Source organism: Chlamydia psittaci 6BC, assembly GCF_000204255.1.
Lineage (GTDB): Bacteria > Chlamydiota > Chlamydiia > Chlamydiales > Chlamydiaceae > Chlamydia > Chlamydia psittaci.
Map to the genome: position 1 here is coordinate 527,966 of NC_017287.1, position 15,069 is coordinate 543,034.

Below are 15,069 nucleotides of genomic sequence, written 5' to 3' on the forward strand. Positions count from 1 at the left end.
GTAATATTATTTCCCTTTTTTCTTTTTATCTGAACCAACTAAATCTTCTAAGTCCAAATCATCTATATCTGTATCTGTTTGATCATGCTGTTTATCAGCTAAGTATTCTTTCACAGAAAGAGATACCTTTTTATGATCAGGATCCAGTTTGATAACCTTTGCAGATACTGAATCACCTATTGAGATAATATCTTCAATTTTTGAGAAAGGCTTTTCAGAGAGCTCTGAAACGTGAATCAGACCTTCTATACCGTTTTGCAGTTCTACAAATGCTCCGAATGCTGTAATTTTAGTTACAACTCCAGAAATAACGCTTCCTGTGGGGAACATTTCTTCAATTTCATTCCAAGGATTTGAACTTAACTGTTTGACTCCTAGAGTGATTTTTTTACTTTCTTTATCTACTGAGAGGATAACAGCTTCAACGATACTGCCTTTTTTGAAGAGTTCTGAAGGGTGAGATACTTTTTTAATCCAACTCATGTCAGAGATATGAATTAAACCTTCAATACCTGGCTCAAGCTCAACAAAGGCGCCGTAATTTGTAAGATTTTTAATTTCTGCACGTACGTGTAAGCCAATAGGATATTTCTCTTCGATGTTATCCCATGGGTTGTGTTCTGTTTGTTTCAGACCTAAAGAAATTTTACCTTCGTCTTTTTGGATAGATAAAACGATAGCTTCAACTTCATCACCTTTGTTGACGACTTCACTAGGATCGACAACATTTTTAACCCAAGACATTTCAGAGACGTGAATTAAACCTTCGATACCTTCTTCAATTTCGATGAAGGCTCCGTAGGGGAGAAGTTTAACAATTTTACCAGTAATACGTTTTCCTGGAGGATATTTCTTCTCAATATCTTCCCATGGATTGTGTTCTTTTTGTTTCAGACCAAGAGCAACCCGACCTTTTTCTTTATCAACGCTAAGAATTACAACTTCGAGTTCTTGATTGAGTTCTACCATTTCAGATGGATGCCGAATGCGTTTCCATGTCATGTCTGTAATATGGAGGAGACCATCGATACCATCTAGATCTAAGAATACACCAAAATCTGTAATGTTTTTAACGATACCTTTACGGCGTTCGCCAATAGTGATTTGTTCAATAAGTTCTGCTTTTTTAGAAATTCGTTCAGCTTCTAGGAGTTCTCTTCTTGAAACAACAACATTTCTTCTATCAATGTTGATTTTCAAGATTTTGAATTCGCAGACTTTACCTACATAATCATCTAAGTTCTTAATTTTCTTATTGTCAATTTGAGAACCGGGTAAGAAAGCTTCCATCCCAATATCAACAATGAGACCACCTTTGACTTTGCGTATAATTTGTCCCTTGACAATGGAACCTTCTTCACAGTGAGCTAAAATGTGTTCCCATTGTCTTTGGCGAGTAGCTTTTTCTCTGGATAAAACAACCTTTCCTTCTTCATCTTCAGTTTGGTCTAAGTATACCTCTACTTCAGCACCAAGAACCAAGCCTTCAGAGGATTCTATGAATTCTGACATTGGAATGACCCCTTCGGATTTCAGCCCAACGTCAACGACTACGAAGTCCTTATTGATATCAACTACAGTACCTTTTAGGATGGCGCCAGGTTGTATCTCACTGGTAGGTTCCTCATCGCTTGAAGTAATTCCGTGTGTTGAGCAGAGAAGATCTTTGAATTCAACAACGTCTTCCGAGAGGCAATCTATAGTATCAAGAATTTTTTTGGATCCCCAAGTGTATTCGGATTGTTTTGGCATTTAATGTTATTCTCCTAAAAACTACAAAGTCAAAAAAGATAGTGTAAATATAAACCTTAAAAAAGGCAAGATCTCCCTTGCAGCAGTTTTTTTATTCTAATTTGTTGCTTTAAAATTTTTTATTTGTTTTAGATTTATTTCTAAAATTATTCGGTAGGGTAAAAATAAATGACTTACGCTAAAGTAATTATTATCGGCTCCGGCCCTGCAGGTTATACTGCAGCGATTTATGCTTCAAGAGCACTTTTAAGTCCTATTTTATTCGAGGGTTTTTTTTCCGGTGTTTCCGGTGGTCAATTAATGACCACTACTGAAGTAGAAAATTTCCCTGGATTCCCTGAAGGCATACTAGGTCCAAAATTAATGGATAATATGAAATCCCAGTCTAGTCGTTTTGGAAACTCAAATTCTTCCAAAAGATGTTACTTCAGTGGATTTCACTATACGTCCTTTTGTAGTAATGTCCAATGAAGAAAAATATACCTGTGACGCGTGTATTATAGCAACGGGAGCTTCTGCAAAGCGTTTAGAAATTCCCGGAGCATCTGACAACGAATTCTGGCAAAAAGGTGTTACAGCGTGTGCTGTGTGTGACGGAGCCTCTCCTATTTTTAAAAATAAAGACTTGTATGTCATTGGTGGGGGAGATTCTGCTTTAGAAGAAGCAATTTTTCTGACTCGGTATGGAAAACGTGTTTTTGTGGTACATAGAAGGGATACGTTAAGAGCTTCTAAAGCGATGATAAAAAAGGCGGAGTCTAACGAAAAGATCTCTTTCATCTGGAATAGTTCAATAGTAAAAATTTCTGGAGATACCTTTGTTCGTTCTGTGGATATTTTAAACAATGTTTCTAAAGAAATTTCTTCTCATGAGGCGGGAGGCGTATTTTTTGCCATAGGACATAAGCCGAATACGGACTTCTTAGGTGGCCAGCTGGCTTTAGATGAACATGGATACATTATTACTGAACCGGGTACTTGCAGAACCTCTATTCCAGGAGTATTTGCTGCAGGGGATGTTCAGGATAAACATTATAGACAAGCAATCACGGCTGCGGGAAGTGGGTGTATGGCTGCTTTAGAAGCCGAACGCTTCTTAAATTAAAGCTATTGCCATAGCTGTGGCGTACTCACGACTATGGCTGATTGATAATAAGACTTTGGAGATTCCTAATTTTTGATACACTCTTTCTGGTAAAAAGACCTCGGGTTGTTTTGATATTTTAAGGATCTCTATATCTTTCCAACCAACAATCTTTCCTATTCCAGTTCCTAAGGCTTTAGCTACAGCTTCTTTTCCTGCAAACCTAGCTGCCAAAGAAGGACAAGGATCTATGAGTCTTAAACAATATACCTGCTCCTTTTTTGTGAAGATTTTATCGAGCATCCTTTGATTATGTGTTTTTATCGCTTTCCGGATTCGGGAAATTTCAATAATATCAGTTCCTATATGTGCAATTTGCATAATGGAAATCTATAGTTAAAGGCTTTCTAATTGGTTTTTTTGGGATTTAGCGAAGTAGGTTAGAGCTGTTTTTATAAGAGCGTATCCTATAGTCGAACGGATGAAGAACAGAATGGCCGGATTATCAATACATCTACGTAGTAGCAGAGATATCACAATCATTGCAGCCAAGATTAAAAAGCGTTTAGAAAAAAACGACTTTATTATGTAAACTTTTTTTGAAATCTTTCCCAAGAGTAATTGGTTAGACAGGTCATTTTGAGCGGATACAGATTTTAACAATAAAAATCGGTATTTTAAAGATGCAACAAACCATGCTCCCATAGCTAGGAGGACAAGGATTTTGAAAGAAAAATCTGGTTGATAAACAATCATGGAGGCTTTTAAAAGCAATTTAATTCCTCCTAATAACCAGAGTATCCCTGGGAGATAAATAAGTGGGTAATTTTTATTACTAGTCATGAGCTTTTGCTTGTTGCAATTTAACCATTCTATACGGATTTTATATTTTTTTCTATTTTTGGATTGAATAATGCGAATCTTCTTATCAGCGATATACTGGAATCATTCAAAATTTCTATGGAATTCAGAAAACTGGCCTCTCCGAGTGTCTTGGTATGGTCTATGTTTTTCTGTGGGGATTTTGCTTACCTCTATCTTAGGGATTTGTCTTGCGCTATCTTCTTATACTGAAGAAGATAAAACACGATTCTCTAAGGAACAACTTCGTTTAGCTTTGGAGAACTTCGCTTTATATTCTCTGTTATTTATCATTCCTGGATCACGTATAGCTTATATTTTATTTTATGGAGGCGATTTTTATCTCAAAAATCCTCAAGAGATTTTCAAAGTGTGGAATGGGGGATTAGCAAGCCACGGAGGTATGGTAGGGTTAATTCTATGGGCAATCATATTCTCTTGGATATATAGAAAAAAACTTCCGATATTGACCTTTTTATTTCTTTGTGATCTTTGTGCGTCTGTATTCGGATGTGCGGCTTTTATGATTCGTATTGGAAATTTTATGAACCAGGAAATTGTAGGAAAACCAACCAATCTTCCTTGGGGGATTATTTTTTCATCTCCTACTCAAGGCGTGTTAGGTGTTCCTACGCATCCAGTACAGTTGTATGAAGGAGTGAGTTATTTATTGCTTTCTATAATCCTGTTCTTCTTAAGTTATAAACGTTATTTTCGTTTAGGCTCAGGATGGGCCACATCCTTAGGATTAGTGGGTATATCGTTAATTCGTTTTGTTGCTGAGTTTTTTAAAAGCCATCAGGGTAAAGTTATAGGGCCTGATAGTTGGTTAACGATGGGCCAAATATTGTCCTTGCCTTTATTTGTACTCGGTCTATCTTTGGGAGTAGTATGCTTCCTTAAAAATAAGAAAGATAAGAGTTCTATTTCATCAGCAAAATAGAAAGAATTTCATACGTATTTTAGGAATCTCTTATGGGAGATAAATAGATACTATGGTATTTTAGCTTTTTAGTTTAATTTTTCAGAGTTTAACAGATGAATAAACGTTCATTGTTGTTTGTTTCTTTAGTTGGCATGGCTTTTGTCGGATGCCAAATCTTTTTTGGTTATAATGATTTTCGCTCTTGCAAAGCTCTTACAGAGAAACAAAAAACAATTTCAGAACAAGTGCTTGCAGCAACGAAGTCTATGGGGTTAGGTGTTTCTCCCTGGACAACACACCCAGATGAAGAAGTAAATAAGAATCATTATGCAGTGTGTGTTGGAGATAGACTCCTCCTATTGAATCAAGGGAACTCAGCAAGTTCAGTTTATTCTTCTGGATCTCGTTGGGATTTGATAGAAGAGACAACAGCTTGTGATAATATTCACGTTGCTTTGTATGGTGAAACAGGTGAATCGACAGTACCTTCAACTACAGGAAAGGTATTTCTCCCTGTAACCAGCGAAGCCCTTCCTGTTTTGGTCGTTGAATTTCGTAATAATCAAGAACCTATAGTTTTCTTAGGTCAATACAAGCAGGATGAAGGTAAGGTTTACAATAAAGACAGTCAAGTTTACGGAACTTCTTTAGTGTTCTGGAGGTCAGGTAATGAATACCTACCTTTAGGTATTTATAATTCTAAGGAAGAAAGATTAGAATCTTTAGACCTTCCAATTACTAAAGCTGCTATTTTTAGCAGTTCTCTTGAAACAAATACAGACACGCATTCTGGGCAATATTTTGTTTTGTCCAATGAATACATGCAACTAGTCATTTCTCAAGAGAGTGGTGCTGTAGAAGGCATTAACCTTCCTTTCTCATCAGAGGATAGTAAGAGTATAGTTAATGAAATTGGTTTTGATAGAGATTTGAAATCTCAAGTTCCTAGTGAGGCTTCTTTCCCTGGGCTACCTTCTGTAGGACCAAATAACCAAGTCGTCTCTGATACTGTAGGAGGATATTATCCCTTATTGCGTAGAGGGATTCTTTCTGATTCGAAGAAACGCACGCCTGCTAGTTATCATGCCTTAAATATTGTTTCGGGTAGAGACCTTGTCAACCCAGTAGCTTCTGGATATCGAGTTTCTGTCTTCAATGGTAATGTATTGGAATTAGAGAGCTACGATGGCTCTATTAAGAAAACTTATACACTTCCTGAGCAACAACCATATGCTTTTGAAGTTGCTGTTGGTTTAAATCGTTCTAGTGACGATATATGGATAACTTCGGGCGTTCCTGAAGTTGAAATCATGTCCAATACATTTAGTCCGGCTATTAAATACCGCGTGATTAAAAAGAATAAAGGACAGTTGGATAAGGTGAAACTACCTAAGTCTAAAGATCCTTTATCTTTGCGTAGTGGAATATATCCTCAATGGATACTCAATTCTAATGGATATTTCGGTATTATTTTATCCCCACTTACAGATATACCTGCTGGATACGCTGCTGCTTATGTTTCTGGAAATTCTGTTCCTACACGCTTATCCTTACTATATCCTAAAAATCAAGCATATCCTGCTTCTAAATACCCAGGATATGAAACCTTGCTTCCTTTACCCAAAGAAGAAGGAACTTATCGCTTTCTTGTTTACGCCGGACCTTTAGCAGAACCTACGTTAAAAGCTTTAGATCAGGCATATACAAATCCTAACGGTGAAAACCCTCAGTATCTTGATTGTATAACTTTCCGAGGATTATTCGCTTTTATTACCGAGCCTTTTGCAGCTTTACTCTTTATCATTATGAAATTTTTCAAAATGATAACGGGCTCTTGGGGGATTTCTATTATTCTGCTTACAGTATTTTTAAAACTATTGTTATACCCTTTAAATGCTTGGTCTATACGTTCGATGAGACGTATGCAAAAGCTGTCTCCTTATATTCAGGAAATTCAGCAAAAGTATAAGAAAGAGCCTAAGCGAGCCCAAATGGAAGTCATGGCTTTATATAAGACAAATAAGGTGAATCCTATAACAGGCTGTCTGCCTTTATTGATTCAATTGCCTTTTCTTATAGCTATGTTTGATTTATTGAAATCCTCGTTCCTTCTTCGTGGTGCCTCTTTCATTCCAGGATGGATTGATAATTTAACAGCTCCAGATGTTTTATTCTCTTGGACTACACCAGTTTGGTTTATTGGTAACGAATTTCATCTTCTTCCTATCCTGTTAGGGATTGTCATGTTCGTCCAGCAAAAGCTTTCAGCTTTGAAGAAAAAAGGACCTGTTACAGATCAACAAAGGCAACAGGAAGCCATGGGGACGATGATGGCTCTTTTGTTTACCTTCATGTTTTACAATTTCCCTTCAGGTTTAAATATTTATTGGTTTTCTTCTATGCTTCTTGGATTGATCCAGCAGTGGGTTACTAATAAGATTTTAGACAGACAGCATCTTAAAAATGAAATCACTGTTAATAAGAAAAAGCAAAGGTAACAACTGAAAAAAAAGCTTTTTTATATTAAAAAAGATATAAGAAAACTATTTAGATGAGATAGTTTTATGCGGGCGTGGGAAGACTTTCTTTTGCTACAAGAAAAAGAAATCGGTACGAGTACTGTAGACAAATGGTTAAGGTCGTTAAAAGTCCTATGTTTTGATGCGTGTAATTTGTATCTTGAAGCTAAAGACTCTTTTCAAGTGACTTGGTTTGAGGAGCATATACGCCACAAAGTAAAAACAAGTTTAGTGAATAATAACGGGAAATTAATTCGCGTTCACGTTACTTCCCTTGATAAAACTACTCCTTTCTATAAAGAAAAGCAGATGCAGCAGGAAAAAACTGCCTACTTTACTATGCAGTATGGCAATGTAAATCCTGAGATGACTTTTGCTAATTTTCTTGTGACTCCTGAAAATGACTTGCCGTTTCGTATTTTACAGGAGTTTACAAAACCTGCAGAAGATGCTACAGGCTTTCCTTTTAACCCGATTTATCTTTTTGGACCAGAGGGGTCTGGGAAAACACATTTAATGCAAGCTGCTGTAAATGTGCTCCGAGAATCTGGAGGTAAGATTCTTTACGTTGCTTCAGATTTATTTACTGAACATTTAGTTTCAGCAATACGTTCTGGAGAAATGCAGAGGTTTCGTTCTTTTTACCGTAATGTCGATGCTTTATTTATAGAAGACATAGAAGTATTCTCAGGTAAAGGAGCTACTCAGGAAGAGTTTTTCCATACCTTTAATTCATTACAAACAGAAGGTAAGTTGATTGTTATCTCGTCGGCGTATGCTCCTGCGGACTTAAAAGCAATGGAAGAACGCTTAATTAGTCGTTTTGAATGGGGAGTAGCTGTTCCTATTCATCCTTTAACGAAAGAGGGATTAAGAAGTTTTCTGATGCGACAAACAGAGCAACTATCTATTCGCATAGAAGACTCAGCTTTGGACTTCTTAATTCATGCATTATCTTCAGATATGAAAGCGTTATTACATGCGTTAAATCTGCTTTCAAAACGTGTTGCTTATAAGAAATTGTCTCAACAACTGCTCTATGAAGATGATATACAATCTCTCTTACACGATGTTTTAGAGGCTGCGGAAAGCGTGCGTTTAACTCCTTCAGGAATTGTGCGCGCTGTTGCTAAGTATTATGGAGTGTCTCCAGAGAGTATTTTAGGGCGTTCACAATCTCGAGAATATGTATTGCCTAGACAGGTTGCTATGTACTTATGTCGGCAGAAATTGTCTTTGTCCTATGTAAGGATAGGGGATGTATTTTCTAGAGATCATTCAACAGTAATTTCATCAATACGTGCTATTTCGCAAAAAGTAGAAGAAGGGGGGCACGACATTAGTATTGCTACGCAAGACTTAATGAAGTATTTAACTTCAGCGTATAAAAGTCTTGAGTTTTTCCCTGAAGAAGAAATCCCTTGCTAGCCTAAACTAACTTTTTCCTCAGAGCGTAGTTGATCATCAAACATGCCATAGACACTAGTGTCAAAATAATCTGTAAAATGAGTGCTACTAAAATTGTAGGCGTTGCGTAATAGCCACTTGTTAATAACAAGCTCATCGAACAGATAGAGACTACTCCTAAAGTTACCCAAAGAGCTGTATGCTGAATCATACGACATTTAGGCTGCCTATCCATACGAGGGCTAGTTCTGCTTACTGTGTCTTGAGAGATTCTAGGTCTTTGATCCCTAGTAGAATCGGAGCTCTTAAAATCGCTCAGAGTAAAGACATTTCTATTTGCTCGTCCAGAGAACGCTCCAAATGCATGTGCTGAGATCATAAGTTACTGAATTATAAAAAATGTAAGAAATGTTTAGCAGATTGTTATTTTCAGATCAATTTGAATACGCATAATTATGGGATCTCAGATTTTTACCCTCAGAGTATTTTCCTTCTTTTGATTCCGATTTTAATTTTTTATAGAGATTCGTTTCATACTCCCTTTGCTTCAAGATATCTTCCTTCTAAGTTCTTTCTTTTTTTTTAGATTTTTCTTATGGAAATACAAAAATCACTTCCCGCTTATTCCTCGATTCGGAGACTTATGAATTTTGATAAGAATTTGGTAAACGTAGAAACAATGAAGCAGGCGATTTTAAATCGTCTGTATTTTGGTGTAGTACAATCTCCGGAATCCGCTTCAGCAAGAGATATATTTACAGCAGTTTCAAAGACTGTAATGGAGTGGTTAGCTAAAGGTTGGCTAAAAACTCAGAATAGTTACTACGAACAAGATGTTAAGCGTGTTTACTATATTTCTATGGAATTTCTACTTGGTAGAAGTTTAAAAAGTAATCTTCTGAATTTAGGAATGCTGGATCTTGTTCGTAATGCATTAGAAGAATTGAATTATGATTTCGATACTTTAATACAAATGGAAGCAGATGCAGGATTAGGGAATGGGGGATTAGGACGACTTGCAGCGTGTTATTTAGACTCCATGGCAACCATGGGAATTCCTGCTTATGGATATGGTATCCGCTACGATTATGGTATCTTTGATCAGAAAATTGTCAACGGTTATCAAGTAGAAGCCCCTGATGAATGGTTGCGTTATGGTAACCCTTGGGAAATATGTAGAGGGGAATATCTCTATCCTGTTCGCTTTTACGGTAGAGTAATTCATTATACAGATGCTCGAGGAAAAGAAGTTGCTGATCTTGTAGATACTCAAGAAGTGCTAGCCATGGCTTATGATGTACCTATCCCAGGATACGGTAGAGATACTGTAAATACCTTGCGTTTGTGGCAAGCACAATCTCCACATGGATTTGAGTTTAATTACTTTAATCATGGGAATTATATTCGCGCCATAGAAGATATCGCATTAGTAGAGAACATTTCCAGAGTGTTATACCCTAATGATTCTATTTCTGAGGGGCAAGAGCTGCGGTTAAAGCAAGAGTACTTTTTAGTTTCTGCAACAATCCAAGATATTCTTCGTCGATATACGAAAACACATATTTCTTTGGATAATCTCCCTAACAGGGTAGCTGTGCAGCTTAATGATACCCATCCTGCATTAGGAATAGCTGAAATGATGCATATCTTGGTTGATAGGGAAGAACTCCCTTGGGATACCGCTTGGGATATGACTACGCGCATATTCAATTATACAAACCATACGATCTTGCCTGAAGCATTAGAGCGTTGGTCTATAGATCTCTTTTCAAGACTATTGCCTAGACATTTAGAGATTATCTATGAGATTAATTCTCGATGGTTGGAGAAAGTCTCTCAAAGATTTCCTGGAGATAACGATAAGCGTCGAGCATTGTCTATTATTGAGGAGGGTAGCGATAAACATGTCAATATGGCAAGTTTAGCTGTTGTAGGTTCGTCTAAAGTTAATGGCGTCTCTGCTTTTCACTCTCATCTTATAAAAACCACATTATTTAAAGATTTCGTAGAGTTTTTCCCCGATAAATTTATTAACGTAACTAATGGGATTACTCCAAGACGTTGGCTCGCCTTATGTAATCCTCGCTTGGATGCATTATTAGAGCAAACGATAGGGAGTGCTCATATTACGGATCTCTCTCAAATTCACAAGGTGATCCCTTTTGCTGATGACGCGAGTTTTCGAGAACAGTGGCATAAAATTAAGCTTAATAATAAGCAGGATTTTGCATTAAAACTTAAAAAAGAAACCGGGGAGAACATAGATCCCTCCTCTATGTTTGATTTTCATGTAAAGCGTATTCATGAATATAAACGGCAGTTAATGAACATTCTTAGGGTGATTTATCTGTATAATGATCTTAAGGAGAATGTATCTTCGAGTATTGTCCCAACAACAGTAATTTTTGCTGGAAAAGCGGCTCCAGGATATGCGTTTGCTAAGTTAGTCATTAAACTTATCAATAGCGTTGCCGATTGTGTAAATAACGATCCTCAGGTGAATGAAGTCTTAAAAGTTCTCTTCCTTCCAAATTATCGAGTGACGATGTCTGAGATGATTATGCCTGCTTCTGATATCTCGGAGCAGATCTCTACAGCAGGTATGGAAGCTTCCGGAACAGGAAATATGAAATTTGCTTTAAACGGTGCCCTAACAATAGGAACCATGGATGGAGCAAATATAGAAATGTCGGAATATATTGGTAGGGACAATATGTTCATTTTCGGTTTGTTAGAAGAAGAAATAGCCAAAATAAGGCGAGAGTATTACCCACAGGCTATATGTGATAACAATCCCAAGATTGCTCATGTGTTAAAATTACTAGATCAAGGATTTTTCAACACTTCAGACAAAGAACTATTCAAGCCTATAGTACATAGATTATTACATGAAGGTGATCCATTCTTTGTTTTAGCGGATTTAGAATCGTATATTAAAGTTCATGAATCTGCGGCTACCTTATTCCACAACACAGATGAATGGGTAAAGAAATCGATATATAACGTAGGCGGCATGGGCTTTTTCTCTAGTGATAGAGCTATTGCTGACTATGCCAGAGATATATGGAACGTTCCTACAAATCATAAATCTTAAGAAAAAGGCGCTGCTAATCCAATATGAATGACTTTTATTAGCAACGCTTGTTGTTGTCGAAAAACGCGAAACTTTTAATTTAATAACAGGATAGAAGGAGCTTCTAAGATTTTCTGCAATCGCTTCATAAACATTGCGGCTGGATATCCGTCAATTACACGGTGATCTATAGACAATGTCAATATACACGTAGAACCAACTAGAATTTCTCCATTGATTACTATCGGCTCTTCCTGAACACTACCCACAGCAAGAATAGCTGCTTGAGGGGGATTGATAATTGCTGTGAATGCTGTAATTCCTGTCATGCCTAAATTGGAAACGCAGAAAGACCCACCTTTATACTCTTCCTCTTTTAAAGATTGAGATTTCGCTTTAGAAGCTAAGCTTTTAATCTCGGCAGAAATCATACCTATGTTCTTGCGATCAGCACAGCGTACAATAGGAGTAATCACTCCATCAGGAATAGCCACAGCTATCGAAATATCTATAGTTTCAAAACGTACAATTTTATTGTCGACGCTATTGAAGCCTGAATTTACTTCAGGAAACTCTTTTAAAGCTAGGGCGCAAGCACGAACAATACAGTCATTAATAGACAGCTTAATTCCTTGGGCCTGTAGTTCCTTAAGCAGGGCGAGCAACGGCGAAGCATAAACTTTTTGTGTTACATAAAAATGTGGAATAGAGGCTTTCGCAGCTTGTAACCTCTGTGCAATGATGTCTCGAATAGGAGAAAGAGTTTCCTCGTGATAGGATCCAGGATGCACTTCAGGAGCTTCAGGGTAACCAAAACCTGCAATACCTTTGGTAGGAGCTTTATCCAGGTCTTTTTCAACAATACGTCCGCCAGGACCGCTACCTTTGATTCCAGAAATATCCAGGTTTTTTTCCTTCGCTACACGTTTAGCTAGGGGAGAAATGGGGGATTTTGAAGAATCTACTTTTAAAGATAGAGGTTTAGACAGGGGAGGTTCAGGTTTAAATTGAAAGGCTAACTGCATGGGGGCAACGGATGGTTGCACTTTCGTGACTTCTTCTTCCACTAATTGAACATTTTCTACAGGAAGTTCTGGCTCGGGAGTTTTAGGAAGGATAGTGTCTAAGTTGAAATCCTCATCCTTTTCCGAAGATATGACAGCTATAGGTGTGCCTATGTGTACTTTTGTTCCCTCTTTAACAAGACAATCCCGGAACCAGCCTTCTTCATTTGCCGTATGCTCGAGTACAGCCTTATCTGTTGATACTTCTAAGAGAACATCACCAAACTCTATTTTATCGCCATTGTTCTTATGCCATTTTACGATAGTTCCTACTTCCATGGTGGGAGAAAGTTTCGGCATTTTTAATAGAGAAATCACAAATTTACCTCATGATTTTTTCGATAGTGTCTAAAATACGATTCACATTGGGCAGAGTTGCTTGCTCTAATGTCTTGTTGTACGGCATAGGAGTTTCTCTTTGGCACACTCTTAAAGGAGGGCTATCTAGGTAATCAAAAATATGTTCTGTAATTTCCGTAATGATTTCCGCAGAGATCCCTGCAAAGTAATGACCCTCTTCTACAACTATACAATTTCCTGTTTTCTTTACTGAAGAAAATATTCCAGAGATATCTAGTGGCTTAATTGTGCGTAGATCAAGAATTTCTATAGAAAGACCATAACGCTGTTTAGCAACCTTTACAGCTTGTTTTACGATAGAAACCATTCGACCGTAGGTGATAATTGTTAAATCCTTACCCTCTTCTACAACTCGAGACTTCCCAATAGGGATTAAGTATTCTTCGACGGGGACTTCGCATTTGAGATTATACTCTAACTCATTTTCTAAGAAGAGAACAGGATTGTCATTTCTAATAGCAGATTTTAATAGTCCTTTAGCATCATAAGAATTCGATGGGGCAATAACAATTAAACCCGGGATATTAGCATATAGGGCCTCAACACAATGAGAGTGCTGACAAGATACTTGTGCTGCAGCACCATTAGGACCACGAAATACGATGGGAACTGAGAAGATTCCTCCAGTCATATAATGCATTTTTGCAGCATGTGAAATAATTTGATCTGCAGCTACTAAAGAGAAATTCCAACTCATAAATTCTATAATTGGACGCAAACCGGTTAATGCCGCTCCAATCCCTATACCAGCGAATGCCGCTTCACTAATTGGTGTATCAATAACTCTTGATGATGACCACTTATCTAAAAGGCCTTTTGTAACTTTATAAGCACCGTTATATTCAGCGACTTCTTCTCCTAGTATACATACATTAGGATCCCTCGCCATCTCTTCATCAATAGCTTCTCTAATAGCTTCTCGGATTTCTAATGTAACATACTTAGGCATACACACCCTCTTCTAATGTGGCAATCGTGGGTTCTGGATCTGATTTTGCTTCAGTAAAAGCTTTTAAAACCTCGTTCTTACATTCTTCACGTAATGCTTGAAAACTTTCTTCTGAGATTACTCCCAAGTTGATCAGCCATTTTTTAGCGAACATGATAGGATCTTTTTTTATAAGGCATTGCATTTCTTCTTTACTTCTATACAAGTTGGGATCAGAAATGGAGTGTCCTCTAAATCGAGAACATAAGCATTCAACAATGACTGGAAGCCGCGTTTTTTGCATGTACTCATAAGCTTCTTTAAAGCCTAAAAGACAATTGAAAAGATCAAAGCCGTTTAACGTGAATGAGCGTATACCGTAAGAAGCCCCTTGGGATTCTCCTATCGGTTGTTTTGCAATAGCACGATTGAGAGCGGTCCCCATGCCCCAGCCATTATTTTCTATAATCAGCATTAAGGGGAGGTTATGTAGAGCAGTAAAATTCAATGTTTCGTGAAATACTCCTTGAGCAACAGCTCCATCTCCAATGAATCCTAGGGAGATCTTATCTTCACACCGATATTTGATAGCGAATGCCGCTCCAGCGGCTAGGGGAATTTGACCTCCTACGATTCCAAATCCTCCTGGAAAATTCGGACCACACATATGCATGGACCCGCCTCGACCTAACGCGCAACCGGTTTCTTTACCTAGTAATTCTGCTGCAAGGGAGCGCAAGGGGATATTCAGTAATATGGCAAGAGCGTGACAGCGGTAGGAAGAGAAAAACCACTGATCTAATCCTGTATTAGCCAATGCTGCGGTCGCAACCGCTTCTTGACCACTATAGGAGTGGTAAAAACCACCAACTAAACCTTCCAAATAAGCCTCTTCTCCTCGTGTTTCAAACTCACGAATGAGTAGCATGTATTTCAAGAGTTCTACACAACGAGAGGAGCCATATATATCGATAATATTTTTTACAGTTGCCTCATCAGATTCTTGAGAAGCGATATTGTAATGAAAAGCGTCGGGCATATCTTGATACGAGAGTTGCGTCAAGGATTAAGTTCACTCTATTATAAAGTCATGGAT

The 15,069-nt window shown here is 37.6% G+C and carries 11 protein-coding genes and 1 pseudogene; 5 read left to right on the forward strand and 7 right to left on the reverse strand.

Going from position 1 to position 15,069, the window contains the following annotated elements:
- Positions 1-6: 6 nt before the first annotated feature.
- Positions 7-1,752, reverse strand: a complete 1,746-nt coding sequence (rpsA, locus tag G5O_RS07495; RefSeq protein WP_013462663.1) for a 30S ribosomal protein S1 — start codon at positions 1,750-1,752, stop codon at positions 7-9.
- Positions 1,753-1,920: 168 nt separating this feature from the next.
- Between rpsA and trxB the strand changes: the two are divergent.
- Positions 1,921-2,857, forward strand: a pseudogene (gene trxB / locus G5O_RS07500) (thioredoxin-disulfide reductase).
- Here the strand turns inward: trxB and acpS are convergent.
- Positions 2,849-3,217 carry a holo-ACP synthase gene (gene acpS, locus G5O_RS07505; protein ID WP_006343147.1) on the reverse strand — a complete coding sequence of 123 codons (369 nt, stop codon included), beginning with the start codon at positions 3,215-3,217 and terminating at the stop codon, positions 2,849-2,851. The pseudogene trxB and the gene acpS overlap by 9 nt on opposite strands.
- A 15-nt stretch (positions 3,218-3,232) precedes the next feature.
- Positions 3,233-3,679 (reverse strand): hypothetical protein, encoded by a 447-nt coding sequence (locus G5O_RS07510; RefSeq protein WP_006343148.1) that lies wholly within the window; start codon positions 3,677-3,679, stop codon positions 3,233-3,235.
- A 70-nt stretch (positions 3,680-3,749) separates the two neighbouring features.
- On the opposite strand from G5O_RS07510, the gene G5O_RS07515 reads away from it, so the two are divergent.
- The 3 genes from G5O_RS07515 to dnaA all read left to right on the forward strand — a co-directional run bounded on the left by G5O_RS07515 (position 3,750) and on the right by dnaA (position 8,569).
- On the forward strand, positions 3,750-4,640 hold the full coding sequence (locus G5O_RS07515; RefSeq protein ID WP_013462664.1) for a prolipoprotein diacylglyceryl transferase: 891 nt from the start codon (positions 3,750-3,752) through the stop codon (positions 4,638-4,640).
- A 95-nt stretch (positions 4,641-4,735) separates the two neighbouring features.
- Positions 4,736-7,120, forward strand: a complete 2,385-nt coding sequence (gene yidC, locus G5O_RS07520; RefSeq protein ID WP_006343150.1) for a membrane protein insertase YidC — start codon at positions 4,736-4,738, stop codon at positions 7,118-7,120.
- 66 nt (positions 7,121-7,186) lie between these two features.
- Complete coding sequence (gene dnaA / locus G5O_RS07525; protein ID WP_006343151.1) at positions 7,187-8,569, forward strand: chromosomal replication initiator protein DnaA; 1,383 nt, start codon at positions 7,187-7,189, stop codon at positions 8,567-8,569.
- 1 nt (position 8,570) lies between these two features.
- Here the strand turns inward: dnaA and G5O_RS10490 are convergent, their stop codons facing one another.
- A complete protein-coding gene (locus G5O_RS10490) occupies positions 8,571-8,927 on the reverse strand; it encodes a hypothetical protein (RefSeq protein WP_013462665.1) in 357 nt (118 codons plus the stop codon).
- Positions 8,928-9,191: 264 nt separating this feature from the next.
- On the opposite strand from G5O_RS10490, the gene G5O_RS07535 reads away from it, so the two are divergent.
- Complete coding sequence (locus tag G5O_RS07535) at positions 9,192-11,642, forward strand: glycogen/starch/alpha-glucan phosphorylase (protein WP_006343152.1); 2,451 nt, start codon at positions 9,192-9,194, stop codon at positions 11,640-11,642.
- Between the two features lie 74 nt (positions 11,643-11,716).
- Here the strand turns inward: G5O_RS07535 and G5O_RS07540 are convergent, their stop codons facing one another.
- The 3 genes from G5O_RS07540 to pdhA are packed head-to-tail and all read right to left on the reverse strand — an operon-like array spanning position 11,717 to position 15,012.
- Complete coding sequence (locus G5O_RS07540; RefSeq protein WP_006343153.1) at positions 11,717-13,003, reverse strand: pyruvate dehydrogenase complex dihydrolipoamide acetyltransferase; 1,287 nt, start codon at positions 13,001-13,003, stop codon at positions 11,717-11,719.
- Positions 13,004-13,007: 4 nt separating this feature from the next.
- A complete protein-coding gene (locus tag G5O_RS07545) occupies positions 13,008-13,994 on the reverse strand; it encodes an alpha-ketoacid dehydrogenase subunit beta (protein WP_006343154.1) in 987 nt (328 codons plus the stop codon).
- On the reverse strand, positions 13,987-15,012 hold the full coding sequence (pdhA, locus tag G5O_RS07550; RefSeq protein ID WP_006343155.1) for a pyruvate dehydrogenase (acetyl-transferring) E1 component subunit alpha: 1,026 nt from the start codon (positions 15,010-15,012) through the stop codon (positions 13,987-13,989). The genes G5O_RS07545 and pdhA overlap by 8 nt, the downstream gene beginning before the upstream one ends.
- Positions 15,013-15,069 lie beyond the last annotated feature (57 nt).

Bases quoted from the DNA above. Each gene is read 5' to 3' on its own strand.
- yidC (WP_006343150.1), top strand. From the start codon at position 4,736: ATGAATAAACGTTCATTGTTGTTTGTTTCTTTAGTTGGCATGGCTTTT.
- dnaA (WP_006343151.1), top strand. From the start codon at position 7,187: ATGCGGGCGTGGGAAGACTTTCTTTTGCTACAAGAAAAAGAAATCGGT.
- acpS (WP_006343147.1), bottom strand. From the start codon at position 3,217: ATGCAAATTGCACATATAGGAACTGATATTATTGAAATTTCCCGAATC.
- rpsA (WP_013462663.1), bottom strand. From the start codon at position 1,752: ATGCCAAAACAATCCGAATACACTTGGGGATCCAAAAAAATTCTTGAT.
- G5O_RS07515 (WP_013462664.1), top strand. From the start codon at position 3,750: ATGCGAATCTTCTTATCAGCGATATACTGGAATCATTCAAAATTTCTA.
- G5O_RS07535 (WP_006343152.1), top strand. From the start codon at position 9,192: ATGAATTTTGATAAGAATTTGGTAAACGTAGAAACAATGAAGCAGGCG.
- pdhA (WP_006343155.1), bottom strand. From the start codon at position 15,012: ATGCCCGACGCTTTTCATTACAATATCGCTTCTCAAGAATCTGATGAG.
- G5O_RS10490 (WP_013462665.1), bottom strand. From the start codon at position 8,927: ATGATCTCAGCACATGCATTTGGAGCGTTCTCTGGACGAGCAAATAGA.
- G5O_RS07545 (WP_006343154.1), bottom strand. From the start codon at position 13,994: ATGCCTAAGTATGTTACATTAGAAATCCGAGAAGCTATTAGAGAAGCT.
- G5O_RS07510 (WP_006343148.1), bottom strand. From the start codon at position 3,679: ATGACTAGTAATAAAAATTACCCACTTATTTATCTCCCAGGGATACTC.